This is a genomic window from Paenibacillus sp. sg306046 (assembly GCF_059821225.1).
Genome location: NZ_JCAMRT010000010.1, coordinates 52,470 through 78,840, shown reverse-complemented (window position 1 = coordinate 78,840; position 26,371 = coordinate 52,470). Strand labels below are relative to the sequence as shown.

Annotated in this window: 20 protein-coding genes and 2 pseudogenes; 4 read left to right on the top strand and 18 right to left on the bottom strand. The window is 48.0% G+C overall.

What is annotated here, in order from left to right:
• The gene (locus AC6ROY_RS12320) at positions 1-825 is read left to right on the top strand and encodes a carbohydrate ABC transporter permease (protein WP_500100748.1); all 825 of its coding nucleotides are present in this window, start codon (positions 1-3) and stop codon (positions 823-825) included.
• Positions 826-904: 79 nt separating this feature from the next.
• Here the strand turns inward: AC6ROY_RS12320 and AC6ROY_RS12315 are convergent, their stop codons facing one another.
• Positions 905-1,942 (bottom strand): glycoside hydrolase family 88/105 protein, encoded by a 1,038-nt coding sequence (locus AC6ROY_RS12315; RefSeq protein WP_500100747.1) that lies wholly within the window; start codon positions 1,940-1,942, stop codon positions 905-907.
• 548 nt (positions 1,943-2,490) lie between these two features.
• Between AC6ROY_RS12315 and AC6ROY_RS12310 the strand changes: the two genes are divergently transcribed.
• Entirely contained in the window at positions 2,491-2,616 is a 126-nt protein-coding gene (locus AC6ROY_RS12310) for a helix-turn-helix domain-containing protein (protein ID WP_500100745.1), read from the top strand.
• Between the two features lie 609 nt (positions 2,617-3,225).
• On the opposite strand, the gene AC6ROY_RS12305 is transcribed toward AC6ROY_RS12310, so the two are convergent.
• The 15 genes and pseudogenes from AC6ROY_RS12305 to AC6ROY_RS12235 all read right to left on the bottom strand — a co-directional run.
• Positions 3,226-3,492 carry an HPr family phosphocarrier protein gene (locus tag AC6ROY_RS12305; RefSeq protein ID WP_500100744.1) on the bottom strand — a complete coding sequence of 89 codons (267 nt, stop codon included), beginning with the start codon at positions 3,490-3,492 and terminating at the stop codon, positions 3,226-3,228.
• Between the two features lie 24 nt (positions 3,493-3,516).
• Positions 3,517-5,181, bottom strand: a complete 1,665-nt coding sequence (gene ptsP / locus AC6ROY_RS12300) for a phosphoenolpyruvate--protein phosphotransferase (RefSeq protein WP_500100743.1) — start codon at positions 5,179-5,181, stop codon at positions 3,517-3,519.
• Between the two features lie 131 nt (positions 5,182-5,312).
• Positions 5,313-5,681, bottom strand: coding sequence for a PTS glucitol/sorbitol transporter subunit IIA (locus tag AC6ROY_RS12295; RefSeq protein ID WP_500100742.1), 369 nt, complete (start codon positions 5,679-5,681; stop codon positions 5,313-5,315).
• 37 nt (positions 5,682-5,718) lie between these two features.
• Positions 5,719-6,729, bottom strand: coding sequence for a PTS glucitol/sorbitol transporter subunit IIB (gene srlE / locus AC6ROY_RS12290; protein ID WP_500100740.1), 1,011 nt, complete (start codon positions 6,727-6,729; stop codon positions 5,719-5,721).
• 19 nt (positions 6,730-6,748) lie between these two features.
• On the bottom strand, positions 6,749-7,279 hold the full coding sequence (gene srlA, locus AC6ROY_RS12285) for a PTS glucitol/sorbitol transporter subunit IIC (RefSeq protein ID WP_500100738.1): 531 nt from the start codon (positions 7,277-7,279) through the stop codon (positions 6,749-6,751).
• 13 nt (positions 7,280-7,292) lie between these two features.
• On the bottom strand, positions 7,293-7,670 hold the full coding sequence (locus AC6ROY_RS12280) for a transcriptional regulator GutM (RefSeq protein WP_500100736.1): 378 nt from the start codon (positions 7,668-7,670) through the stop codon (positions 7,293-7,295).
• A 160-nt stretch (positions 7,671-7,830) separates the two neighbouring features.
• Complete coding sequence (locus AC6ROY_RS12275; protein WP_500100735.1) at positions 7,831-8,784, bottom strand: sugar-binding transcriptional regulator; 954 nt, start codon at positions 8,782-8,784, stop codon at positions 7,831-7,833.
• A gap of 195 nt (positions 8,785-8,979) precedes the next feature.
• Entirely contained in the window at positions 8,980-9,489 is a 510-nt protein-coding gene (locus tag AC6ROY_RS12270) for a methyl-accepting chemotaxis protein (protein WP_500100877.1), read from the bottom strand.
• 42 nt (positions 9,490-9,531) lie between these two features.
• Entirely contained in the window at positions 9,532-10,830 is a 1,299-nt protein-coding gene (locus AC6ROY_RS12265) for an NAD(P)H-dependent oxidoreductase (protein ID WP_500100734.1), read from the bottom strand.
• Positions 10,831-11,038: 208 nt separating this feature from the next.
• Entirely contained in the window at positions 11,039-13,714 is a 2,676-nt protein-coding gene (gene ppdK, locus AC6ROY_RS12260; RefSeq protein ID WP_500100732.1) for a pyruvate, phosphate dikinase, read from the bottom strand.
• 260 nt (positions 13,715-13,974) lie between these two features.
• Positions 13,975-15,354, bottom strand: a complete 1,380-nt coding sequence (gene lpdA / locus AC6ROY_RS12255; protein ID WP_500100731.1) for a dihydrolipoyl dehydrogenase — start codon at positions 15,352-15,354, stop codon at positions 13,975-13,977.
• Positions 15,355-15,377: 23 nt separating this feature from the next.
• Positions 15,378-16,736: a dihydrolipoamide acetyltransferase family protein gene (locus tag AC6ROY_RS12250; RefSeq protein WP_500100730.1), complete on the bottom strand. Its 1,359-nt coding sequence runs from the start codon at positions 16,734-16,736 to the stop codon at positions 15,378-15,380.
• Positions 16,737-16,759: 23 nt separating this feature from the next.
• A complete protein-coding gene (locus AC6ROY_RS12245; RefSeq protein WP_500100729.1) occupies positions 16,760-17,737 on the bottom strand; it encodes an alpha-ketoacid dehydrogenase subunit beta in 978 nt (325 codons plus the stop codon).
• 39 nt (positions 17,738-17,776) lie between these two features.
• Entirely contained in the window at positions 17,777-18,763 is a 987-nt protein-coding gene (locus tag AC6ROY_RS12240) for a thiamine pyrophosphate-dependent dehydrogenase E1 component subunit alpha (protein ID WP_500100728.1), read from the bottom strand.
• 236 nt (positions 18,764-18,999) lie between these two features.
• Positions 19,000-19,170, bottom strand: a pseudogene (locus tag AC6ROY_RS12235) (winged helix-turn-helix transcriptional regulator); the annotation flags it as partial.
• A gap of 208 nt (positions 19,171-19,378) precedes the next feature.
• On the opposite strand from AC6ROY_RS12235, the pseudogene AC6ROY_RS12230 reads away from it, so the two are divergent.
• Positions 19,379-20,094, top strand: a pseudogene (locus AC6ROY_RS12230) (SDR family oxidoreductase).
• 97 nt (positions 20,095-20,191) lie between these two features.
• Here AC6ROY_RS12230 and AC6ROY_RS12225 read toward each other — a convergent pair.
• A complete protein-coding gene (locus tag AC6ROY_RS12225) occupies positions 20,192-22,060 on the bottom strand; it encodes an ABC transporter substrate-binding protein (RefSeq protein ID WP_500100727.1) in 1,869 nt (622 codons plus the stop codon).
• A gap of 134 nt (positions 22,061-22,194) precedes the next feature.
• On the opposite strand from AC6ROY_RS12225, the gene AC6ROY_RS12220 reads away from it, so the two are divergent.
• The gene (locus tag AC6ROY_RS12220) at positions 22,195-23,172 is read left to right on the top strand and encodes a DMT family transporter (RefSeq protein WP_500100726.1); all 978 of its coding nucleotides are present in this window, start codon (positions 22,195-22,197) and stop codon (positions 23,170-23,172) included.
• Between the two features lie 298 nt (positions 23,173-23,470).
• Here the strand turns inward: AC6ROY_RS12220 and AC6ROY_RS12215 are convergent, their stop codons facing one another.
• Complete coding sequence (locus AC6ROY_RS12215) at positions 23,471-26,242, bottom strand: adenosylcobalamin-dependent ribonucleoside-diphosphate reductase (protein ID WP_500100725.1); 2,772 nt, start codon at positions 26,240-26,242, stop codon at positions 23,471-23,473.
• Positions 26,243-26,371 lie beyond the last annotated feature (129 nt).

Here is a 26,371-nt window from a genome sequence, read left to right as displayed (position 1 = left end):
TTGACAAACCTGCAAAAAAGCGTATTATGGGTATTTTTCTTGCTGGTCGCCATGATTCAATTGTTTCCGCTGCTGTGGCTGGCCAACTATTCGATTGTGGACGCAAGCGAATTTTTCTCCGAACATATTTTGTTTTGGCCGGAGGCTCCCGTTTGGCATAACTACATCAACGCCTGGGTCGACGGGAAGTTTCCTAAATATTTATTGAACAGCATCATCGTTTCGGGGGCAACGATTGCTTTGACCGTTGTCATCTCGATCACCTTGGCTTACGCGTTTACAAGAATGCTTTGGAAGGGCCGCTCCTTCTTCTATACGATCATTTTGCTCGGCATCATGATTCCGATTCATGCGACACTGCTGCCCAACTTCGCTATTTTCAAAGCAATCGGCCTGACGGACTCTTACTGGGGTCTCATTTTACCCTATACCGCCGTCTCTGTTCCCTTGAGCACGTTTATTTTGACCGGCTTTATGCGGAGCATCCCGATCGCTATGGAGGAATCCGCCGTTATGGACGGAGCCAATATTTACCGCATTGTTTTCCAAATTATATTGCCGCTAACGATGCCGGCCGTCGTCACCATTGCAGTCACAACGTTTTTGAACTGCTGGAATGAGTTTATTATGGCCGCTACCTTTATCAGCAAGGATGATTTGAAAACTTTGCCCTTCTCTGTCATGAACTTCGCCGGACAATATTCGTCTGACTACGGCTCCCAGTTTGCGGTGATGGTGTTGACCTCCATACCGGCCGTTATCATTTATGCGATGTTTAATGAGAAAATTACCAAGGGCGTCACGGCCGGAGCCGTGAAGGGATAACCGGCCTGGCGTGGAATAGTTTCGCGAAAAAGCCGTGCAGATCCTTACGGACATGGCACGGCTTTTCCGTGATGAATGATTAGATTTTGCTGACAAGCTCCTTATTTTGCAGCAGAGCAACCAGGTACGCCAGGGTCAAGCCTTGGCCCCATCCCTGAACTCTCTTCTTGGAAATGACCTTGTAATCCTCCGCAGAGTACATGACCGCCGTGCCTGCCGAAACATTTCGAACAGAGCCGTCTTCGTCAATGTTGGCCAGAATCCCCTCATAAGCTTTTGCCATATAATTTTGGTGCAGCGGGTGCCCGTTAATGGACAGCGCGGCGGCAATGCCCGCAGAGGCTGATGTCTCCAGATACGAGGTTTCATCATTCAGCACCGTCCGCCACAAGCCTTCCGGCGACTGCAGCCTGACCAAAGCGCTCAGCTGGTCTCCAAGAGCCCCGCCAATCTGCATCCACATCGGCATGAACGGGTTAAGCATTTTGTACGCTTGAGCCATCGTATAAGCAGCCCAGGCATTGGCTCTGCCCCAATAAATACCGGACAAGTGATCTTGTCTGACATTATCCCATGCATGATAGAACAGGTTTGTTTTCGTATCCTGCAAAAATTCCTCATGCCAGTAAAATTGATTCAGCGCATCTTCAATATATTGCTTGTTGTCCAATTTAAACCCGAGACGCAGCAGGAAATAAGCGGCCATGAACAACGTATCCGCCCATGCCTGTTCAGGAAAGTCATTGTCGGAGGATACGGTGTGCTGGAATACGCCTTCTCCAAACCGGATGGCTTCCTTTTGCAAATAATCGGCTTTTAACAGAGCCAGGTCGAGGTACTTGGAGTCCCCTGTAGCTTCGTGCAGCGTCAGCATGGTATGTCCCATGGCGCAAGCATTGACCATCATAGGCGGCAGCCCGAGCTCCAGGTATTCATCCACCCATTTGACCAGAAAATCAATGTACGCTTGATTCCCGGTCACTTCCCAGGCTTTGCAAATTCCGTAATAGGCCACCCCGCAGGACCAGTTCCACGTAAAATCCATATTCATCGTTCTTTGAACGACCCGGTCAATTAGCTCCCTGACTTCATCTTCATTACATTCAAATTTACGCATAACATCCATCTCCTGTTGCAGGGGTGTCCCTGAATATCGTCAAGCATAACCTCCGTCTTCTAATATATGATGATTGGGAAACGATTTCAATCCCTTTTCAGAGGCGGCCACCCTGCCACGCAAACGTCAATCGAAAAGACCTGGCGGCTCAACCAAGAAAGGACACACCCATATAATTCGCACAGTAATTATTGAGGATGAGGCTGGGATTCGCAAAAGTCTATGCAAGCTTGTATCCGAATCCTCTCTTGGCTTTGCAATCGTAGGAGAAGGAGCTAACGGAAATTTAAGGATTGCAATTAGCCGAAAGCATGTTTCCTGACTTGATGATTACCGACAAGCGTGAGCCCTTCATTCGATTGATTGCTTTCATAGCAAATGGATGGAAAGCAACGCGCTGAATACGCCCTTTAAAGCTCGAATACAATAGGCAAGCTATTCTTAGCGGAGAAACGGTCAAGGATACCCAGTATACAAACAGTTTATTTATAGCTGGCTTCAAACCGTTCGTGAAACCCGAAATTACGGGGCGCATCTGAACATCAAGCATGTCGTCAGTCTTATTAAGAAGCGAGCTTATCGGCTATACCGACTACCCTCATTTTACGAAAACCTTCAAAAAGACATATGGCGTTACTCCTCGCGAGTTTCGTAAATCGCTTGGATTGTCCTGACTATGTTTACTGCAAAAAGGGGCTGGGATTCCCAAACATCGTGTTTGGAATTCCAGCCCTTGACCTTTAAAATTAACTTAACCCTAAATAGCAGATGCAGATATTGAGGCTTGAACATCAAATCAACCATTCTTTTTTCTAATACTATACTTTTTAAAGTATCCTTTAATCTCTTTCGATTCCTTATAAACACGATACGGTTTACTTACAATCCTTACTGGCAGCGAAAGCAGAAATTCCCTGAGATGATCACGGTATTCCTCAGTCATTCGTTCGGGCTTACTGATGATTCTCTTAAGAATCTCATCATAAATTTCATGCGATATGTCAATATTGAGAACCATATGTCTACCGCAAACGTCACAATCGATTCTTGAGAGCAATTTGTTTAAATAGGTGATCGTGTGGTCCGTTTCATCCCTACATCGGATACAATAAAGAAAGCCATGGATTTGAGTCTCCTTCATAACATCACCCCAATTAATGCAAATCAATTTGTGATCATAATTATACACTACGATCACAAATAAAACATTTATTCGGATAGAAGATCTCATGATGAAAGTAGGGCAAACCCGTAAATCTGCCCTCGCTTACCTTATTTTGAAGCTAGTCTTCCCCGAATTTGTTGTCGAATAAGGCAATGATCGATTGTAGAGCGCGTCCCTCGTCTTCCCCGACTGCACTCACCGTAATTTCCGTGCCTTTGCGCGCGCCTAATGAGATCACGCTAATAAAGCTCTTAGCGTCAGCTGTTTTATTATCCTTCTTCAATGTAATAACAGATTGAAATGAACCAGCTGTTTTTACAATTTCTTTTGCCGGACGGGTATGCAGCCCTGTATGGTTCTGTACAGTTACTTGTTGCGTCAGCATATCTCGTTCTCCTTTACTCTTCTATTAGCTTAGCAGTTGCCTCACATAGGCAATACATTCACTTTCCGACAGCTTTAAAATTTCTTGCTTAACGTAAGGAATTTGCGAAACGCTCATGCTCCATTCGTCTACACCAAGGCCGATAAGCAACTTGGCCATCTGTGGATCACCAGCCATCTCCCCGCACATCCCGACATGCTTTCCATGAGCTTTAGCATTTCTGCAAACGATATCGATCAAGCGCAGAACGGCCAGATGCTGGCAATCGTACAAATAGCTGACCTTTTCATTCATTCTGTCGGCAGCGACCGTATATTGAATCAAGTCATTGGTCCCAATACTAAAAAAGTCGACGTGCAGGGCCAGCTTATCAGAGATCAGTGCTGCGGATGGAATTTCAATCATAATGCCCACAGGAACATGTTCTTTATAGGCTTTACCTTGAGAAGCAAGTTCTTGCTTCGCCTCCTCCAGCAACGCCTTCGCCTCTTCGATTTCCTTCACCCCGGAAATCATCGGAAACATGATTCGCAGATCACCCTCAACCGCGGCTCGGAGCAACGCCCGCAATTGAGTTTTAAATAATGTGGGATCAGCCAGACAATAGCGGATGGCTCGCCAGCCGAGGAATGGGTTGAATTCTTTGTCAATGGGCAAATAAGGAATCTCCTTATCTCCCCCGATGTCCAGCGTCCGGATGATCACAGGCTTTCCTATCATCTTCAAAAGAGTGTCGCGGTACGCCTCATACTGTTCCTCTTCCGACGGCATATCATCGCGGTCCATAAATAAAAACTCAGTTCGGAACAGGCCCACACCTTCGCCGCCATACTCAAGCACCATACCAGCCTCTTCAGGCTTTCCAATATTACCATACAATTCAAAATGCTTGCCATCTATCGTTACAGGAGATACTTCTCTAAGCGTGTTCAATTGCTGTGACACGGCAACTTGTTCCGTACGTTTGTGCTCATACGTTGACAACTGCTGCTCATCCGGTTCGCTTACCACAAGCCCGGCTTCTCCGTCTAATACGACCAAGCTCCCATCGCTTACTGTGGAAAGCAGTTCCTTGATGCCCACAATGGCCGGAATTCCAAAGTTCCGCGCCATAATAGCCGTATGGCTCGTTCGGCTTCCTACCTCTGTAGCAAATCCGAGCACCATCTTCCTATTCATCTGCGCCGTCATCGAAGGCGTCAAATCATGAGCCAAAATAACTACAGGCTCCGACAACGCCGAAAGATCGACATTCCGATTACCGAGCAGTTCGTCAAGCAAGCGACTTTCTGCATCCTTCATATCGGTTAACCGCTCTCTAAGATATTCATCTTCCATCATTTCAAAAGCCTTGGCATATTCGCCGAACACCTCGCTTACAGCCCAAACCGCTTGAACCTGCTCATTTATAATTTTGCTATGGACATCCGTTTTCAGTTGGGAATCATCCAGTAAAAACCACTGTCCCTCCAAAATACCTGCTTCCTGTTCACTGCCTTCGGACTCTAATTTATCAATTAGGGTCCTCAGTTGCGTTTTAGCGCGCAGAACAGCTTCATTAAACAGTTGAATCTCCTCTGACACCTGTCCCTCGTTAACCCTGCATTTTGCTAATTGTCTTTCTGGCTTGCTGAGCAGCAGGGCACGTCCGATGGCAATTCCAGATGAAGCCGCGATCCCCTGCATCATACCACGTCCTCCCCGGAGGTGAGCACCCTGCACGCTCCGACCAGACCAGCTCGGATGAGAGAACCCTTGCGCTCCAGTTCAAATCGCTTCTTAATAAAATTCATATGATTTCCCTCCGATATCCTGTCTATCTATTCTCTTACAAATCGAAATACGGCGCCGGCCTGAAGATCGGGAATGGCACTCTTCTCAACATAAATACTGCCCGGGAGCGTTTCAGATAAATCGCCGGTAAAATTCATAGTAAAATGTCCCAAGTCCCGGAGCGACTTATTAGCTGTATCGCCAACATAAAGTATTCGATAATGAATGCCACTTAAAATGAATGTATCTCCGGCCGAAACCTCCCCAATCAGGCCAGCATTCCTGTGTACGACCGCCACATCATGAAGCTCCTTCGGGGATTTTTCGTCAAAAAAGATAAGTACGTTTTCTTCGATAATAATAGGAACATCTGATCCAATTGCTGTAATCGTTGCATCGTATAAGGTTTGCAACATGAACACCTCCGCATGGCTTCTCTATATTTTTGTAACTTTAAGAGTATAATCCGAAACTGCATACATACGCGATCAGCACCGCAATCGGGCCCGTAATTTGTCGAGACAGAAGAACTGCAGGTACGCCAATCTCTATCGTTTCCGGTTTCGCTTCGCCTAACGTCAAACCGACGGGGACAAAGTCGCATCCGACCTGAGGATTGATTGCGAATAAAGCGGGCAACGCCAGTTGAGGAGGAATGTTACCTTTGCCGATTTCGGTTCCGACCAGTACCCCGACAACCTGTGCGATAACCGCCCCAGGGCCCAACATTGGCGATAAGACTGGGATTGCGCAAATAACCGACAGAACCAAGAGCCCTCCGATATTGCCAGCTAATGGAGTAACAAATCTAGCTATGATATCACCAATACCTGTGTAGAGGATAATACCCATGATAGCGCTTACAAATGCCATGAATGGCAAAATATTTTTAAGTACCATTTCCATCGTTTCTCGACCCGCTTGATAAAACACGCTAACGACATTGCCCATCACGCGGCCGATTTTTACGATAAAGTTGGACTTTTGCGGCTGCTTATACATCTCTTTAGCCCGAGCCTTGGCATCCTCTTTAATTTCCTTGACCGATTTGGCTTCGCTTGAGCTTGTTTGCATTGCCGCTACTTCGACCTGGTCCAACAGCGAAATGCAGCTTTCATTTACACCCGAAACGAAATTTTCCTCCTTGATGAATTTCATCAACGGTCCGGAAGGCGATGTTTGATGAATGTTTAGTGTAAGCACGCCCATCTTCGGATATACGCCACAACGAGCAGTACCTCCACAATCGATAACGACACATGCCATCTTCTCGCTTTCAACCGAAGAGGTGAACCCATCAATAGTCTCGGCGCCAGTCAATTCTGCTATGCGTTGGGCAATCGGATGAATACCTCCTCCTGTTACGGAAACAATATATTTCTTTTGCTCATTTGGATCAATAATGAACCCCGTACCCCATCCCCCGGCTCCTTTGGAAACCTTTACCGCTTTATATGCAGCCATGTTTTCATCTCCCCTTCATTTAATTAGCCTGTGCTTCTCTTTTGCGCATCATAGCTGCCGTGATCCATTCAGTCACAAGTCCGCGAATCAATATCACGATGATACCGACCAGGAAATACCGGATGGCTAGCGGCCCAAGTGAAAGATTGAGGGTTTGCAGCCCCGTTGCGATCCCTAAGTAAACAAATAACTCTGAGGCGTTCGCATGTGCAAATAAGCCGGTGATGGGGTGAACAAAGGATACGGCCGAATCATAAAAAGCTGGCTTTTGGCGTTCCGGCAAAAACTTTCCGAAGCTGTAGCACATCGGGTTTGTCATAAAGAATACGGCAAGAATCGGAAAGATTGTGTATCTTAAAACGGCATATTTAGTTGTCCTTTGCGCAAACTTGTTGATACGTTCCTCACCAACAAAGTTGATAATTGCATTAATGACAGTTATTAAACAGATTAGGGTAGGAACAATTCCCGTAAGCAGCCCTACAAATGTCTTACCTCCCGCTTGAAACATTCCGATGAAGCCTTCCGCCACATGCACTAAAAAATCCATTCAAATTCCTCCTCTAATGATTCATTGCTTGCCGTTTAATCTGCTCAGACGCATTTTTCACCGCGTGGAGGCGGGATTTATCCGCGGTAAACCTCTCTAGTTCCGTTAATGAGCGCCCGATAAAATCCTCTGCCTGTTTAAATCGGCCAAACACCGTTACTCCTGTCAATTCTTGAGCTTGGGTCACTACGCCGTCTGTGTCCGTCACCAAGATCACAACGGAGCCAATGCCCAGTTTCCGCTTCACGACTCCGACCCCGAGAAAACCCGATCCCTGCCCGGACATTGTCCGAACGGTTTGTTGATAGTGCTTGTTCTGTACATAGCTAAGTGCAATTTGTAGAAACCATGAGATCACGAACAACAAGATAGCCGTATTCCACCATTGCAATTTGAACCCCCCTCTTCGCCCTCTTTACATTTGTCATTGTTATTTACATTTGTATTATAAATCGCTTTCATTTTCTGTGTCAACAAAAAAAACGAAAAATCTAATAAAAAAAGGCTGCATGATCTGCAACCAGAAACCAACATCTACATCTATCGACTCTTTAATTTTTTATTTTTTGAACGAGTTCTGAAGCTGTTTGTTCGTCAGTAATCAATGTATGGATATAACCGCCTCGCAATGTTGCCACGATGCTGTCCGTCTTATGAGCGCCTGAAACGACAGCAATGACCTTCCCTACATGCCTAAGATCATCCACGTTAATCCCTATTACACGCTCGTTGATAGTCTCCTTTGCAATCGAGCCGTCTGAACGAACAAAGCAGGAGTTGATATCACCTACCACATCCGCATCCTTTAAGCTTTTCAGCTCTTCATCGCCTATATACCCAATCTCCTCCATCGTGGAGCTAATGAAAGGATTCCCGATTCCAACGAGAGCCAAATCAATCTTCTTCGCTTCCTCCAGCACATCAGCTACTGTAGGTGTTTGCAGAAGTAACTCGCGAAAATTCGGGCTTTCGACAATGGCCGGAGCATATAGAGACTCGCAGCTGCAGCCTAGTTTTTTAGATAGCTCATACGCGATTTGATTGGAGTGAAGCTCGATTCGATTAGACCCCATCCCCCCTATTAACGGGATTACCTTCAATTGCTCATGAGCTTCATTCGGACATTCTTTCACTACATTGTAGAGTGTTGTCCCCCAAGAGATACCCATCTTCGTGACATCCTTAAGCTGCTTTAACAGATAGGCAGCAGCAGCCTTAGATAGGGCAACCTTAGCAACCTCTGCCGGCATCTCTGCTGTAGGCACAACAATAACGTCGACTACTGAAAAAGCGTTTTCAATTTCTTGTTCCAAATCAATCGTATGAAATGCCTGGTCATGAATGATGATTTCTACAAGACCCTCATTACGCGCCTTCTGTAAGCCTTTAGAAATGATAGGCCGGGAAACGCCGACCTTCTTGGCGATTTCCGCCTGGGTAAATTCATCAAAATAATACATTCGACTAATCTTGAGCAAAAACTTCTTTTCTTCATCGCTCATCATGATCAATCAACCCCAATCCGTCCTTCATCTTCAAGAAAATTTCAGACTTTATGACGAATTATAACACACTTTATGACAGTTTCCATTGTAATTTAGATGACAAAATCCACCTCAGCGACTGCTTCACTAGAAAGGTGGATGCGTCAAGACAGAGTCCTGTCCTGATCATTTTATTAGCGTTACTTAACCGTCTCATCACGATTGTTCCTGACCTCGCCAATTGCAGCAGACGCAGCCCTGATATTTTCTGTCGCCAAAGAAATGAATTTGATCTGTTACCTTCATAACAGACCGGCGTATGTTAACGAAGGAGCTGTTTACGACGCTGACTTCTGTCAAACCGCTTTTAACTTCACCAACAGTGGCGTTTGCCTTGCCAAGAGCATTTTGAACCTCAGCTTGAATGAATTCAATTAATTCCTTTACTCTGTGCACCGAGTCTGTAGTCTGATCAGCCAGCTTGCGAATTTCTCCCGCTACTACCCCAAAACCACGTCCATGCTCGCCTGCACGTGCCGCTTCAATCGCTGAATTTAACGACAAAAACTTTGTTTGCTCAGCTATGTCGGAGATAAACTGAGTGATTTTTCCGATTTGGAGCGACTTCTCGTTCAAACTACCAATCATTTCTGTTAATCCTTCGATGCTTTTAGTGATAATATCCATTTGCTGACCCGCATTTTTGACAGACTGATACCAACGAATTTGATCTGTTGATTCATAGGAGTCAACATAATAAGCATACCATTAGAGACTGCCAGTGAGCAGCGCTTGGTCTTGCAATTTACGAAGCTCCCAAATAACAGAAGATGCTGTCTGTTCTACATCGGCATACGTTATGACCTCACCGGCTTTTATCGCGCGCATGACCACTTGTGCTTGCACTAAGCCAATCGGGAGTGCGTTATGTGATTTAGCTTCTGTCGCAGTCATGATTTTACCGTAAACCGTAAAGCCGCCAATTCCATCCAGACGGTCTCCCGGCTGCAAATCCTTCTTGGCTATCGTCACGGTTTCAGCAACTAACCCTTTCCAAGGTGCAATCGTTTGCTCGTTATAGAAGTAAGCACCGGCTACCGACAATGGCGTTTCCAAGCTTGTTAAATGATAGGGACGGAATAAGACAAAATTCGGCCCCTTGCCCATCTTCAAATATTCCATTTCATGAATAACTTCTTCTTTGCCCGAAGTGACAATGACAAATACTCCTGGAGCTACCCCATTTACGTATTCCACAACTCCCGTGCGGCTTAGAATTCCCCCGTCCTTGCGCAGCCTCAATACCTCTGTAAGCTCCTGTACAGTCGCTGACGGTCCATGCATCCCTGCCTGATCCGGGACGAAGCCTGTTGCGTTAGCCACAGCAGTCATCTCGATCATCGTCTTTGTTCCATCCTGGAAGGATGCAATCATCTTCGGATTGGCTCCCACGCTTAATGCGTATTCCCTTGCCGAATCTGGTGTAGCTTTTACATTCAATGGGTTGTTTTTGCCCTTGCCGATTGCCAGTACCTCAAAACCGATTGCGTCTGCGAAGTTATAAAGTTCCATAACCGCTCCAGGCTCATCCCCTGCTGAGCCGGTATACACAACGCCAGCCGAAGCCGCCATCTTGTTCAGCAATGGACCGACCGTTACGTCTGTCTCTACATTTAACATAACAATGTGCTTTTTATTCAGGATTGCCTTCCAAGCAATTTCGGCGCCAACGTTCGGCACTCCTGTTGCATCGACGATGACGTCGACATTTGGTAGCGCTAACAATAGTTGCATATCGTCAGTAACAACAACATGACGCTGCTCAATCGCCCGCTCCGCCTGTTCAAGCTCTCTCGTTTCTACGATATACTCGGCTTTCACTCCTGCATACAGATAGGCGTTCTTAGCATTCTCCATACGTACATCCGCCGTAGCCACTACACGCATACCTTTCATGCTTTCGATTTGCGAAATCATGCCTCGTCCCATTTGACCCGCTCCGACCAAACCAACACGGATTAATCCGCCTTTACGTTCTAACTCTGCTAACTTCTTATTCAAATTCATCGTAGATTCTCCCCCTCTTCAGATTCAATATAATCGCTATGAGATCAAGACCTAGTACTGCCTGAACCATAAATTCAGATGTTTCAATTTTTACAAATGTTCTTTACATTTACACTTGTAATTTTATACCCTCTTTCAAATCGTGTCAATACAAAAATAAGAAGTTCGAACAAATGTAAATCGTGTTGGTCGATCTATTCAAAATCGGTTAGCTGCTTACTGCCTGCTTCCCCCTGCTTTGCTCTGAAGCTTCGCTGGCAATTTGTGCTTGCGCTGCTGCAATACGCGCCAGAGGTACCCGGTAAGGCGAGCAGCTGACATAGTCCAATCCGATCTCATGACAGAAGGATATGGACCGCTTATCTCCGCCGTGCTCGCCGCAAATACCGGCTTTCAAATTTGGCTTCACCGCTCTTCCTTTGGCCACTCCCATCTGAACGAGAGCTCCTACGCCTTCTTCATCCAGCACCTGGAACGGATTGTCCGGAACAATTTTCTGCTCCACATAGCAGTTAAGAAACTTTCCTTCTGCATCATCCCGGCTATAGCCAAAGGTCATCTGTGTCAAATCATTCGTACCAAACGAAAAGAAATCCGCATACTCAGCGATTGCCCCTGCAGTTAAAGCCGCCCGCGGTACTTCAATCATGGTTCCTACCTGATAGGGTACTAACACCCCTTCTTCTCCGAACACCTCAGCTGCAGCCTCATCCACAAGTTCTCGCATTAATTTAAGCTCATGGGCATGTCCTACTAAAGGGATCATAATTTCCGGAATCACTGCTTTCCCGCGACCTGCAGCAAGAACGGCTGCCCGGAATACGGCAATTGCTTGCATTTTATAAATTTCAGGGAATAAGATTCCTAAACGGCACCCTCGTTGACCCAGCATCGGATTCATCTCTTGAAGACTACGAACTTTTCTGATTAGCTGCTCATGAGCTTTTTGATTCCTTGTATCCCTATCCTCAGCGGCATCGTTTTTTTTCAGCAGGTCCTCCAGCTTCGGTAAAAACTCGTGCAGTGGCGGATCCAAAAGCCTAATCGTGACAGGTAATCCGTCCATTGCATCAAAGATCCCTTCAAAGTCGGATTGCTGCATCGGAAGCAAAATATCGAGCGCTTCTTTTCTTTCGTTGAAACCGTCCGCCAAAATCATGGCTTGAACAACCGGTAAACGATCAGAGCTCATGAACATATGCTCGGTCCGACAAAGCCCAATCCCTTGCGCCCCAAAGCTTCTTGCCTTCGCAGCATCCTCGGGCGTATCCGCATTCGTCAAAACCTTCAATCTGCGAAATTCGTCTGCCCACTGCAGCAATTGCAGCAATTCATCGCTTAGCTCAGGCTCCTTCAAAGGGACCTCCCCGCGAATGACACGACCGGATGATCCATCCAGCGTAATCCATTCACCCTGTTCGATAATCAGTTCTCCAACCCGGAATCGCTTCTCTTCACGATTTACCTGCAGCTCCTCGCAGCCGCAAATGCAAGGCTTTCCCATTCCTCTGGCCACAACCGCTGCGTGACTTGTCATGCCGCCGCGGCTAGTTAATACGCCTTCTGCGGCGATAACGCCATGTATATCCTCTGGGCTCGTTTCTGCGCTAATCAGAACAACCTTCTTGCCTTCACGCGCCCATTCATCAGCTGTGTCTGCATCAAACACCGCTAGCCCCATCGCAGCCCCAGGTGAAGCCGGAAGTCCTGTAGCCATAACATCAAGAACAGCGCCAGGATCAATTGCACGATGCAGGAGCTGATCCAAATGGCCGACTTCAATTCTTTGAATCGCCTCTTTAGGGGAAATAAGCCCTTCGCGCACGAACTGAACCGCTAATTGCACCGCAGCCTGTGCCGTCCTTTTCCCATTGCGGGTTTGCAGTATATAGAGCGTGCCCTTTTCAATCGTAAACTCGATATCCTGCAAATCCTTATAGTGGGCTTCTAGCTGCCTGGATGTTTTGTCTAATCGTCGGTAAACTTCCGGCATTTCCTCCGCCAGCTTGGCAATCGGAAGCGGAGTTCTAATCCCAGCTACTACGTCCTCGCCTTGTGCATTAGTCAAGTACTCGCCATACAAATGTTTTCCCCCGGTAGAAGGGTTCCTTGTAAATAGGACACCGGTTCCGCAATCTTCTCCCATATTGCCGAACACCATGGATTGAATGTTAACAGCCGTCCCCTGCTCTTCCGGTATGTTGTACACCTTTCGATATACAATTGCCCGTTTGTTATTCCATGACCGGAACACTGCATCTACAGCTAAGATCAATTGCTCTTGGACATCTTGAGGAAACGATCGATTTGCCCTATTCCGAATAATCTCTTTATATTCGGTGATTAGCTCTTGCAGCAGCTCTACATTCAGATCTTTATCCTGCACTACCTGATTTCTATTTTTTAGTTTGTGGAGCTTTGTCTCAAATAAATAACTCTCTAGTTCAAACACGACATTTCCGAACATTTGAATGAATCGGCGGTAGCAATCGTAAGCGAAACGTGGATTATTCGTACACCGGGCTAACCCCTCTACGGTTTCATCATTTAATCCCAAATTGAGAATGGTGTCCATCATGCCTGGCATCGAGGTTACAGAGCCGGAACGTACGGATACAAGCAGCGGATTGTTGGCATCCCCAAAGCCTTGTTCCTTTTTCAATTCAATTTGTCGAAGCGCTGCTTGAATCTCTTCCTCTAAACCTGCTGGCAACTTCTTCTCATTAGCGTAATAAGCTCGGCAGGTGTCCGTCGTAATTGTAAATCCAGGAGGAACATTCAGCCCCACGCGAGTCATCTCAGCGAGATTTGCCCCTTTCCCGCCCAGCAGCACCTTCATTTCTGCATTTCCCTCTTCAAACGAAACAATTCTCTTGTTTTCCATAGTTACCGCCCTCCGAATTCACACGTCTATTTTACATTTGTTTTTATTATTTACATATGTAATTTTAACCTCGACACAACGAAGTGTCAACGATAAATTATGTTCTTTTAAATATTTAGTGTGTACTAATTAGTCTTTTTTTGCATATAAAGTGAAACATTTAATTAGTAATGATGAAAATAAGTACAATACCGATTAATAAGCAACAAAAAGGCTGTCTCCACAGAGACAACCTTTCTCGACTAGCACTTGATCATTTCCTAATGATTAACTCCCATGCCGAGCCAACCATTGGCTGCCTCGAACAAGGACTCCGAAACGGTCGGATGCGGATGGATCAAATTAGCCCACTCGGCGACCGTACCTTCTAAATGCATAAAGGCTGATGCTGTTGTAATCATATCTGTTACATGAGGTCCAACCATAGTTACACCAATAATTTCACCGTACTTTTCGTCGGCAATCAACTTCACGAAGCCATCGGTGTCTCCCATGGACAAGGCCTTCCCATTTCCCCGCATGGCATACGTTTGGACCTTAACCGACAGACCGCTTTTCTTTGCTTCCTGCTCGGTCATCCCTACACTTGCTATTTCCGGATGAGTGTAAATACAGCGGGGAACGACACGGTAATTCATTTTTTCTTGCTTCCCTGCGGCATTGGCGGCTGCGATCAATCCTTCTGCACTAGCTACGTGAGCAAGCTGATACCCTCCTACCAGATCCCCGATCGCATACACATGAGGAATACTCGTCTCTAAATAATCATTGACCTCAACAAACCGGCCATTCATCTTAAGCCGCAGCTCCTCCAGTCCTCCAAGACTTGGAATTCGTCCTACAGCGACAAGCAGTTCCTCCGCTGTATGCTCGAGCTTCTCGTCCGAACGCGCTGCTGAAACAATAAACTGCCCCTTTTCATACCGAACCTGCTCCACCTTGGTTGCAACGTGCAATTGAACCCCGCGTTGCTTTAAAGCTTTAGCTAAAGCTTGAGCAGCCGCTTCATCTTCAGTTGGTACAATACGGTCTGACGCTTCAACTACCGTAACCTTTGTACCAAAGGCTGAGAAAATAGCGGCAAACTCAACACCAATCACACCGCCGCCGACAATCGTCATCGTTTTTGGAATATGATTCAATTGAAATATCGAATCGCTTGTTTGATAAGGCAGCCCTTCTAAGCCTGGGATCGGAGGGATGGAAGGTTTAGAGCCTGTAGCCAAAATAACTTTCTCTGCTCTTACTCTAGTCACTTCCGTATCCGAGGATACCTCAATCTCACGCGAGGACAGTACCTTTCCCCAGCCTCTCATATGACTAATTTTGTTCATTTTCAATAACCCGCCAATGCCGGTGCGGAGCGTCTGCATGACTTGACCTTGTTGAGCCAGCATGGCATCCCAGGAGAACTCGATAGGTCCTGTCTTGATTCCCCAAGCTTGAACCTTTCGGATTGTTTCAGCCGCTTCGGCCATATGCAACAACGTTTTTGAAGGTACACAACCGCGATTAAGACAAGTGCCTCCAAGCTCCGAGCCTTCGATAAGCACAACGGAATGTCCTAGCTTTGCCGCACGAAGCGCAGCAACATAACCGCCGGGTCCGCCACCAAGTACAGCAATATCGTATGAATTCACTATGTTCACCTCATAAGCCTTAATCAAACCAGTAATTGATATGGATATTCCAGGACGGTCTTTAATTCAGTTAAAAAGGCTGCTGCCGGAGCGCCATCCACCACTCGATGGTCAAATGAAAGACTCAGTGTCATAATCGGGCGAACCAAAACTTCTCCGCCGACTACGGCGGGCTTATCTTGAATTTGGCCCACTCCAAGAATCGCCACCTCAGGCTGATTAATAATAGGGGTAAAGGAATCAATGGCATACATTCCCAGATTACTGACAGTAAACGTTCCTCCACTTAAATCCTCAGGCTTCAGCTTGCTGTCGCGAGCTTTACCGGCCAGTTCCTTCGATTTCTTCACCAATTGCGCAAGTCCCATTTGCTCCGCTTCAAAAATAACAGGGACAAGCAAGCCATCCTTTACGGATACAGCTAATCCGATGTTGGTATTGTCCTGCAGCACAACTTCATCATTTTCCCAGCGTGCATTCAAATGAGGATGCCTCATAAGGCAGATTGAAATGGCTTTAATCAAGATTTCCGTATATGAAAGCCGCAGCCCCGTTTGTTTCTCAATCGTCGGTAACAGCTCCGTACGCATCGCCTTAGCTGCCGTCATGTCCACCGTAGTCGTGATCGTAACGTGAGGGGCCGTGTAAGCACTCTGAGACATCCGCTGAGCAATAATTTTGCGCATCCCTTGCAGCTTAACAACTCGTTTTTCCGCCGCTTGGACCTTCGTGGCGTTCAAGGCGCGCTCAACATCGGAGCGCACAATTTTGCCGCGTTCACCGCTGCCTTGCAATTGTTCCAGCTCAAGACCGTTCGCAGTCGCAACCTTCTGCGCAAGCGGAGTTGCACGAACCACTGCTTCCCCTCCTTGTCCAGACTTGGCGCCTGCGGCTGCGTATTTTTCAACATCTGCACGATGAATACGGCCATTTTCCCCGCTTCCTTGGATCAGATGCAGCGCAATCCCTTGGGTTAATGCAGCCTTCCGTGCAGCCGGGGTAGCTCTTGGCTTACCGATCTGCTCTTGCCCCACTAGCTTGGCGACATCGCCTATTGCCTGCTCATTAGCCGAAGATTTTACATTTAAATCACCGTCAGATACAGCTCCCGAGGCAGCCGGCGGTAATGCTGGCGCTTGATCATTAGCCTCTCCGATGTAACCAATAACATGGTTAACCGGAACAACCGTATCCTCTCCGTAATACTGTTTTAATAAAATACCGGAATGGTACGCCTCCACCTCAATATTGATTTTATCCGTGAGCACCTCCAACAAAATATCTCCGTGACGGACAGCGTCACCTTCATTTTTGAACCAGCGAATTATTGTACCTGTTTCCATAGTCATGCCGAGCTTCGGCATAAACACTTCATTTAACATGTCCTTTCGGGCCTCCCTGTCACTTACTTGAGCGCCTTCTTCACAGCCTGTACGATATCTTCAACCTGAGGAACGGCCTTTTTTTCCATGACCGGATTGTATGGAATCGGAACGTCCAGACCGCCTAACCGCTGAATCGGAGCGTCTAAATAATCGAACGCCTCGCTTTCCATGACCTGGCTGACAATTTCTCCACCGAAGCCGCCACGCTTCACTGCCTCGTGAACTACGATGAAACGGCCGGTTTTTTTCACCGACTCCACAATCGTCTCAATGTCAAGCGGCACCAACGTTCTTGGGTCGATGACTTCAACCTGTATGCCCTCTTTCGCTAGCGTCTCCGCCGCCTCTAACGCTTTGTGCACCATAATCGAGGTAGCGACTATCGTAACGTCCGATCCCTGACGCTTCACGTCTGCCTTGCCGATTGGAAGGGTGTATGGCTCCTCAGGGACATTGCCTTTCGTCCGGTAAAGCAGCTTATGCTCATAGAAAATGACAGGGTTATCATCTTCAATTGCTGCACGAAGCAATCCCTTCGCGTCATACGCTGTCGAAGGCTGAATAACCTTAAGTCCAGGAATATGCGCCATCCAAGCTTCTAAGCTTTGCGAATGCTGCGCAGCCGCGCCCGTACCTGAACCAGCAGGAGTGCGAAGTACCATAGGCACCTTTCCCTTACCGCCGTACATATAACGAATTTTGGCTGCTTGATTGACAATCTGGTCTGTGGCAATCGTAATAAAATCAGAGAATTGCAGCTCCAGAATTGGACGCATCCCCGTGAGCGCCGCTCCAACAGCGCAGCCAGCAATTGCCGACTCCGAGATTGGTGTATTTCGTATACGCTCAGGACCGAATTCTTCAATCATGCCGCGCGTAACCCCGAAAGCTCCCCCATAAACACCGATGTCCTCTCCAAGCACAAAAACATCTTCATTTTCCCGCATCATCTGGGACATCGACTCTTTAACCGCTTCTAAATAAGTTATTTCCCGCATTACGTTCGGCTCCCCCTCACCATGTATCAACTATAAATCTTAAGCGAACACGTCATCCGTTATTGCTTCTACTGCCGGCATCGGGCTTTCTTCCGCAAATTTAACTGCCGCTTCGATTTCCTCTAGTGCCCTGATACGCAATTGCTCAAGCTGTTCTTTGTTAGCCGTCTGGTCTTCGATCAGCTTTGCTTCCATTTTAGCGATTGGATCCTTTTCATCTCTCCAATGGAGCTCTTCTTCCCTCGTCCGGTACTTCTTAGCGTCACTCTTCGAGTGTCCTTTCCAACGATAGGTTTTCGCCTCGATCAGTGTCGGTCCATGGCCGGTTCTAGCGCGTTCAACCGCTTCATTAGTCGTGCGTATAACTTCGAAAATATCGTTTCCTTCTATCGTTATCCCAGGAATGCCATATGCTTTTGAACGGTCAGAAATGTGTTCAGCCCCGATCATTTCTTTCGCCGGCCCAGACATCCCATATTGATTGTTTTCGCAGAAGAAAACAACGGGCAGCTTCCAGATTGCCGCCAAGTTAATCGCCTCGTGGAAGCTGCCTTCGTTAGTTGCTCCATCCCCAAAGAAACAGAGCACCACATAGCCGAGGTTTTTCATCTTGGACGTAAGAGCGGCGCCTGCCGCAATTGGAATCCCCCCGCCGACAATCCCGTTAGCGCCCAGGTTCCCCTTCTCCACGTCTGCAATATGCATGGAGCCGCCTTTTCCTTTACAGTAGCCGGATTCTCTGCCGAATAATTCAGCCATCATTCGATCTGCTTGAGCACCTTTTGCTATACAATGCCCATGGCCCCGATGTGTGCTTGTAATCTTGTCTCTATCTTCAAGCACCGCGCAGGCGCCAACCGCTGTTGCTTCCTGTCCTACACATAAATGTGTTGTTCCATGAATTAAGCCCTTAGCAAAAAATTCATCGACCTTTTCATCAAAATACCTTACCAGCCACATCTGATAATAAAGCTCTAACAACTTTTCAGTGGATAGATCAGCCTTGGTGTTAATTTCGACAGCCATGTAGAATCCCCCTCTTTACATATGTTCTTTATTATTACATTTGTAAATATAGCTACATATTACTGCTGTTTTCTGCACTTTGTCAAGACCCAATTACTCCTGCCGGATAGTCGCTCCACTGTCTCGATATGTTGACTAAGCACATGGATAACTCCTTTTAAAACATAAAAAACCCCGAAATTATGAAGAACATAATTTCGAGGTTCAATTACATCGTAGGATCTTGTTGTTCAAGATAAGTCATTATATAACAAACCCAGTAGCGTGGCCGCAATCATTCTCTTTAGTTCACCAAAGCGTTTGGTTCCGTCCACCAACAGAATAAAGAGGATGAGAGGCTTCCACTTTCCGCCGATCATCCGCAGTGTCGTCACAACACCAGTCAATCTCGGCTCCTGCGTTTCAATACTCATTCCATTAACCTCCACTCTTGCCTCTAATTCTTTAACAACATTATAAGCAATTCCTTCAAATTGTAAATGGCGAGTCAATTCTCGTAATATAATCTCCCACCGGCTCCATTAGTACCAAAAAAAGTACCTGGTATCATCAAAAATCGTACTTTTCAGCCGCCTAATTATTCATTCATAATAGTTTGCAAAAGGAGATGTGTGCATGACAAACCACGTATTGCAGAACAAACGGGTCGTGATCATTGGCGGGAGCTCTGGCATTGGTCTAGCCACAGCTAAACTCGCAGCCGATTCGGGAGCACACATCGTCATCGCAGGCCGTTCTGTGGAGAAGCTTGCTTATGCCAAAAATGAAATTAACTCCAAGCATATAGAGACATATTCGCTAGACAATCAGAGCGAACAGGACATAGAGACCTTTTTTCGTGAAGTAGGGCATTTTGATCACCTATTCACACCAGGAGCCTCTTATGTCCTTGGACCTGTTACAGCAATCACAGATATATCAGAAAGTAGCTTTAAAGGAAATTTCCGGCCTCAGTTTTACGCTGCCAAACATGCAGTGCCTTGCATTTCCCCAGCGGGATCAATAGTGTTAATGTCCGGTGGCTTCAGCCAGCGCCCCTTTCGGGAGGCGCCGCATATGGTGCCTGCAACGGTGCCATCGAAAGTTTGGGCAAGGCATTGGCCGTCGAACTTGCTCCTGTTCGAGTCAATGTCGTATCACCCGGCACGATTTGGAGGGAAGGACAGGAAGGAACGGCTCGGGGTGAGGCCTTTAAGGGATATGAAAAAGTATCCTTGCTCCAACGCGTAGGTTTTAACGAGGAAATCGCCCATACGGTCATTTATTTAATGACCAACAGTTTCACGACAGGTAGCACCTTGTACCCGGATGGGGGATATGTATATGCGTAAGCACTTACAATCCCATGTGTTTAGCAAGACATTTATTTCAACAAATCTGCCTGTTACGGAGCTTTTCTGGGCTGGCTAAAGGCTCACGCTGTTAAAACTATTCAGGACGCAGTGACAGCTCACGAAAATTAACCCAGCCATAGGGGTTGATTTTTTCTGTTCCGAGCAGGTTCGGATGGTAAAAGGCAGCATGCCGCAAATGGTAAAGAAAATGCAACGCATCATGACGCAGCAGCAAAGCTTCCACTTCCTGCAAAAGTACGGAGCGGGCGGCAGAATCCATTTCATGGGCGATGGCAGCATATCTTTGATCAAGCTCGATTAACAATACCGGATCAACGAAGCGATGAACCCCATAGCTTTCATGGAGCAGTACATGCAGCAGCGACCACTCCCGATTATTCGTTGTAATAGCGTTAAGCAGCACGATGTCTGCAGCATCTATCGCTCCAGGTCGACTGAATTGTTCATAAGGCATAACGTGAATGTGTATAGAGATGCCTGCGGATGCACACCACTGCTGAATCCACCGAGCCGTCTGCTCAAGCGAATTGTTCAAGATGGGATGCGTGTACAGCTGAAGCGAGTTTGGATAACCATCGGTTTGTAATGAAACCATCGTAGCCACTGTAGCCACTGTCTTATCTGTCTCTGCGTTCTCAATCTCTACCGATAACTGAGCCGCTATAGCAGCACTCCAATCTGGAAAAAAGCTGTAAGCCGCTCCGCTCCGACTACCTCCAAGCTCCGCCACGCACTGTTCGGGCTGCAAAAGTTTACGCAGCCTGTGCCGCAAAGCAGGGTCCTGTAACGGTCCTTGCTTGCGGCCGTTCAAGATCATGAACGTGCAGCCTCCCTCCGTCTGCTCCATAATCGTGGTCCCCGTTGGAGCAAGCGCATGAATTTGGAACGGATGCGTGTAGAAAACAGGTTGTCCGCCTAAACCGCCATCTGGCATTTTTTGTGTGAGCAGCTCTTTCAATATCCAAATTTCAACCTTATCCATCTGTGCCCTCTCACGGTAGTAGTCCGCAAATGCCTCCAGAACCACCATCTCCGCGTCATTACGTAATAGCTTAAACGGTCCAGTTCCTATCGGTAACCTCTCATTATTTTCGTGAGTCTGACATGGAATAATGGATGCCTTGGGTGCAGCTAGAAAATGCAGCAGTAAAGAGCTTGGTGCATCCAGTTGAATACGCAGTGCATACCGATGTGTGGCTTCTATATTCCGAATATGAAGGACTTTCCATTCACAGCACAGACGATCCCGTTCCTGATTTGCGCAATCCGCAGCCAACTTGCTAAGGCGCATGAACGTATGATGGACATCTGCAGAGGTCAGCTCTTTTTTATTATGAAAAAGGACGCCTTTGCGCAAATAAAACATCCATACGGTTCCATCCCTATTTTGCTCCCAGTGCACAGCGAGCCGCGGTACAAAAACGGCATGTGAACTATCCCATTCAATAAGTGTGTCAAAAAGCTGGCAAATCATATGCAGCTCTGTTCGGAGGGTTGCGTTGACCGGGTCCAGTAAAGGCATTTCCCGGTAAAAAGGAAGCCGCAGCACATCAAGGTGCCCCTTCTTATATGGCGTGGATTGGATGCCGAATTGTTTATAGATCAATTCTGTTATTTGTTGTTGAAGAGGTGTGCTCGAATCATACCCACGCATAAGCTCCATTGCTTGCGAATACTGACCTTTATCTATTTTGGTCTGGGCCCATGAGCGTATGACGTTACTCGATTCCATGTTAAATGTAAGGATGGAACGATTCCCTCTCCCCCGCCCAGGCTGCCACCCGATCCACCCTAGCTCCTGGCATTGCTTCACAATCAGCTTCACGTTACGTCGTGTACAGCACAACACTTCTGCAAGCTGCTCCAGCGAAACCTCTACAGGCTCTTTATCTGCATAGCTATAAAATTCCCTTAGCTTCAAGTAGTGATAGGCAATTTGCATACAAATCTCCTTAAACAGAGTGATGATTCAAAAAGGGGAAATTATTAGATTAAAAATTCTACTCTTTTTATCCCCTTTTTACAAGCTTACTATGGAGTTACCAACAGCCTTGTTAGAGAAGGGATGCAACTATTATGGATGCAGAAAAGAAAGTTAAGAACAATAGCAGCATACAAGTGCTATCGATGATTCGCGTGCTTTCAATTACAGCAGCTGTCTTCGTAACACTACTGTGGTCCTCCTCTTACATCTTGAATCAATATGCGTTTGTTGAGGGCGTAGGTCCCTTTACTCTTGCAGGCATGCGCTACAGCGCAGCGGCGTTTACCTTATGGGTGGTGCTGCGGCTTCGTGATCACAAGCACACTCAGCGAAATGAAGGACATGAGGCTCAAATCGTGAATATAGAAGGATCACAAGGGAAATGGATGCTGACTTGGAAGGACAAATTGATTCTCGGAATTACCGGGTTTATTCTGGCTCAAGGATTTCAGTATGCAGGCCAGTTTTATTTGACCCCTATGCAGTCCAACATGTTCCTATCGGTGGGAAATATGCTGCTCCTGCTCGTTATTGACGGGTTTTGGCTGCGTGAGTTAAAGGGCCGCGCCACCTTCCTGGCCGTTCTCGCTGCTATGGCCGGCATCGTCATTTATTATTATCCGTGGCATATAGCCCAAAGCAGTCTGATCGGCATCGTCTTGATCCTGATATCCTGTGTTGGCAACGTTGTACACTTGACCTATTCCCGTTATTTGCTTACCCAAAAACAAACAGCCTCTTCTGCACTCGTTCTTACACCAATGCTGATCGGGGCTGCAGGTATGCTATTAACTGGATTCATATTAGAGGGTATTCCGCGTTACTCTTTAACGCTGATCCTCATTCTGTTATGGCTTGGACCCATTAATGGAGCACTAGCCTTTACACTTTGGGCTTGGTCCCAAAAGCAGCTGCGCGCCTATGAAAGTAGCCTCATTAATAATTTAATGCTGCTGGAAGTTGCCCTGATGGATATTTTGTTTCTCGGACGCAGTATTACCTATTTGCAAGCAGGCTCGTTATGTATCATCGGAACGGCCATTGTTGCTGTGAGCTTGCGCCGTTGTTAAAAAAGCCTAAACCATTACCAAGCGAATCCGATATATAGAAACTGGATTGTTCCACTGTTTGAGGTGCAAGAGGAGTAGTTGGAGGGATATCTACACAAAGAGGGCTGGCTGTCCATGAAGATTTTTAACTATCCTTCAGGACAGCAGCCTCAAGAAAGAGATTCTGTATATTTATACGATATGTTGTATAAATAACTTTTTCTCAATATAGTGAACAAATTTCTCGGAATACTATGAATTTTTCTCACTTCATATGAAAAATCACAGCTGACTCATCTTGTATTTTTATTCAGTTAGATTACGAGCACCTGCTATACCCGCAATTCGCACAATTTTTGCAGCCCTCGCTATTAATCAGCGAAGCGGAGCCGCAGGACGGGCACAAGTCGAGCGAAGAAACCGCACTCGAAGCAACCGAGTACGGCGCTGGCGCTGACGGCGCAGCCGGCTCTGCTACGATCTCCTGGGTGGCCGTCACGTAGTCGTCAGCGGTGTCCGTGTGATCGCCGTGCATGTCCAGCGCCTTGGCCACAGCGTCGGCGATAGATTCCACGCGATTCGCGCCGAAGCCAATGGCGCCCGAGCCGCCGATCCCCTTCAGGTGCTTCACCAGCAGCTGTACCTTGTTGCCGTGATCGCCGTAACGCAGGAACAACGAGCATACGCGGCCCAGCGCCTCGGACATCGCAAATACATCGGAGCCGGCCTTGCCGACATTCAGGAAAATTTCGCTCGGCGAGCCGTTCATATCATTAATCGTAATGTAGGCCATGCCAAACGGCGTGTTGAACTTGTAGGTCGCACCCCGCAGCGCTTGCGGGCGGCGCTTGTATTGCTTGTCGAATACTTGCTCCGTACGCGGGTCGATGGAGACGGCCAGCGATTCGGTCAAGCGAGTCAGGGAAGCCGGTTCACTTGCCGCTACGGATGTCTGGCCTGCTCCTGTCGATGCCGGGACGGCAGACGAAAGGGTGGCAGATGCCGCAGACGCAGACGATGCTTGTCCAGGCGCTTCCGATGCCGACGACGCAGACGACGCCCCGGCGCTTTCAGCCGCTACCGTTCCTGCCGCCGACGACGGCGCAGCTTCAGCTCCGGTCGAAGCCGACACCGCCGAGCCGCTGTCCTGCTGGCCCTCCTTTTTCTCCGTGCTAAGCACCTGCACATCCCGGCTGCCGTCACGGTAAATCGTCACGCCCTTGCAGCCCAGGTCAAACGCCAGCTCATACAGCCGCTTCGTTTCCTCAACGGTAAAGTCCGACGGGCAGTTTGCGGTCTTCGAAATCGAGCTGTCCACCCATTTCTGAATCGCCGCCTGCGCCCGGATATGATCCTCCGCCGACAGGTCCATCGCCGTAACGAAATAGTCCGGCAGCTCCTGCTGCGGGTGCGTATCCTTCCATTGCTGGGCAATCGGCACATATTGCTTGTCGAAGCCGAGACGGCTTTGCCGGTAATATTCAAACGCGAAGTAAGGCTCGATGCCGGTCGAGGTACCGACCATCGTCCCGGTGCTGCCGGTCGGCGCTTGCGTGATGACCGTAACGTTGCGCATCCCCTTTTGCCGGATCGCTTCGCCGACCTCCGGGTATACGCGGGTCATCGACTGCATGAAGCCGCTTTGCAGAAACGGCTCCGCTTCAAACTGCGTAAATGAGCCTTTTTCCCCGGCAATTTCGGCCGACGCCAAATAAGCCTCCCGCGCCATAAATCCATAGATGCGGTCAAGAAATTCCAGCGATTCCGGGCTGCCGTAACGGATGCCCAGCTTGATCATCAGCTCGGCAAGGCCCATGGAGCCTAGACCGACCCGGCGCTCATTTTGCTGATTAACCCGGTTTTCTTCAAAGTGATAAGGCGTCTTGTCGATGACATTATCCAGGAAGCGCGTCGAAAACCGCACCACCTCAGCCAGCTCGTCCCACGCCACGTCATGCTTCGCCTCATCATAAAACTTGGACAAGTTGACCGCCGACAAGTTACACACGCCCCACGCCGGCAGCCCCTGCTCGCCGCACGGATTCGTACAAATAATCGGGTTGAAATACCAGCTGTTGGACATCTGGTTGTAATATTCCATGAAGACGACACCAGGCTCCGCCGACTTCCAGGCCGATTCAATAATCGTATGCCACACCTCGCGCGCCTTGACCGTACGGTATGGCAGCACCGCTTTGCCGCTGCTGCGCCATTTGTCCAGATCGCCGTCCCACAGCTCGTCATAGTCCGGGTCGGTTGTGTCCGGGTACACCAGCTCCCAGTCCAGATCCTCCTTGACCGCCTTCATGAAGCCGTTGCTCACACAGACGGACAGGTTGGCATTCGTAATTTGACCCATCGACTGCTTGACCGTAATAAAATCGACGACATCCGGATGCCAGTCATTCATCATCAGCATCAGCGCGCCGCGGCGGCTTCCGCCCTGCTCGATCAATCCCGTCGTGTAGCTGAATAAGCCTCCCCAGGAAACAGCGCCGCTGGAGGAGCCGTTGACGCCTCTAACCACCGCCCGGCGGGGACGAAGCGAGGACAGGTTGATGCCAACGCCGCCGCCGCGCGCCATAATTTCCGTCATCTCGGTCAGGGTGGACATGATGCCTCCACGGCTGTCACGCGGCGACGGGATGACATAACAGTTGAATAACGTCAGCTCATCGCTCGCATCGGCGCCAGCCGCAATCCGGCCGCCCGGAACAAGCTTCCAGTCATCCAAAATGTACCGGAACCGCTCCGTCCACAGCTGGCGTTTCTCAGGCGTCGCTTCGACCGAAGCCATCGCACCGGCCAGCCTGTCCCACATTTGCTGAGGCGTCTTCTCCACGGTAAGTGTCAGCTTTTCGACGGAGGATTCGACAATGTCGCCGCTGCGCACCTTAACCTTGACCAACGAGCCTTGGCGTTCGATCACTTCGCCGACTTCCTTCGCAGGAAACTTGGGATCATCCTTCGTGAGCACGAGGACGGTATCTCCCACCTTTGTATGGCTGGTATCCGCATTTTTCATCGCGTAGCGGTCCAAAAATATTTTTTCGCTTAACCCTTCCAACCTGGTCTGCTGCACAGTTTTCAAGCCAACACCCCCTGGGAATGTGACGGCTGCCCGTACCGGATGGCAGGGGCTTTGCGGAACGTCAAGACACGTAACCGGTCTCGCTCCCGGAGGCTCCGTCCGAGCCTCTATAGATAAGCTTCATTATAT

Bases quoted from the DNA above. Each gene is read 5' to 3' on its own strand.
- AC6ROY_RS12315 (WP_500100747.1), bottom strand. From the start codon at position 1,942: ATGCGTAAATTTGAATGTAATGAAGATGAAGTCAGGGAGCTAATTGAC.
- AC6ROY_RS12310 (WP_500100745.1), top strand. From the start codon at position 2,491: ATGTCGTCAGTCTTATTAAGAAGCGAGCTTATCGGCTATACCGACTAC.
- AC6ROY_RS12305 (WP_500100744.1), bottom strand. From the start codon at position 3,492: ATGCTGACGCAACAAGTAACTGTACAGAACCATACAGGGCTGCATACC.
- ptsP (WP_500100743.1), bottom strand. From the start codon at position 5,181: ATGATGCAGGGGATCGCGGCTTCATCTGGAATTGCCATCGGACGTGCC.
- AC6ROY_RS12295 (WP_500100742.1), bottom strand. From the start codon at position 5,681: ATGTTGCAAACCTTATACGATGCAACGATTACAGCAATTGGATCAGAT.
- srlE (WP_500100740.1), bottom strand. From the start codon at position 6,729: ATGGCTGCATATAAAGCGGTAAAGGTTTCCAAAGGAGCCGGGGGATGG.
- srlA (WP_500100738.1), bottom strand. From the start codon at position 7,279: ATGGATTTTTTAGTGCATGTGGCGGAAGGCTTCATCGGAATGTTTCAA.
- AC6ROY_RS12275 (WP_500100735.1), bottom strand. From the start codon at position 8,784: ATGATGAGCGATGAAGAAAAGAAGTTTTTGCTCAAGATTAGTCGAATG.
- AC6ROY_RS12265 (WP_500100734.1), bottom strand. From the start codon at position 10,830: ATGAATTTGAATAAGAAGTTAGCAGAGTTAGAACGTAAAGGCGGATTA.
- ppdK (WP_500100732.1), bottom strand. From the start codon at position 13,714: ATGGAAAACAAGAGAATTGTTTCGTTTGAAGAGGGAAATGCAGAAATG.
- AC6ROY_RS12250 (WP_500100730.1), bottom strand. From the start codon at position 16,736: ATGTTAAATGAAGTGTTTATGCCGAAGCTCGGCATGACTATGGAAACA.
- AC6ROY_RS12245 (WP_500100729.1), bottom strand. From the start codon at position 17,737: ATGCGGGAAATAACTTATTTAGAAGCGGTTAAAGAGTCGATGTCCCAG.
- AC6ROY_RS12240 (WP_500100728.1), bottom strand. From the start codon at position 18,763: ATGGCTGTCGAAATTAACACCAAGGCTGATCTATCCACTGAAAAGTTG.
- AC6ROY_RS12225 (WP_500100727.1), bottom strand. From the start codon at position 22,060: ATGCAAATTGCCTATCACTACTTGAAGCTAAGGGAATTTTATAGCTAT.
- AC6ROY_RS12220 (WP_500100726.1), top strand. From the start codon at position 22,195: ATGGATGCAGAAAAGAAAGTTAAGAACAATAGCAGCATACAAGTGCTA.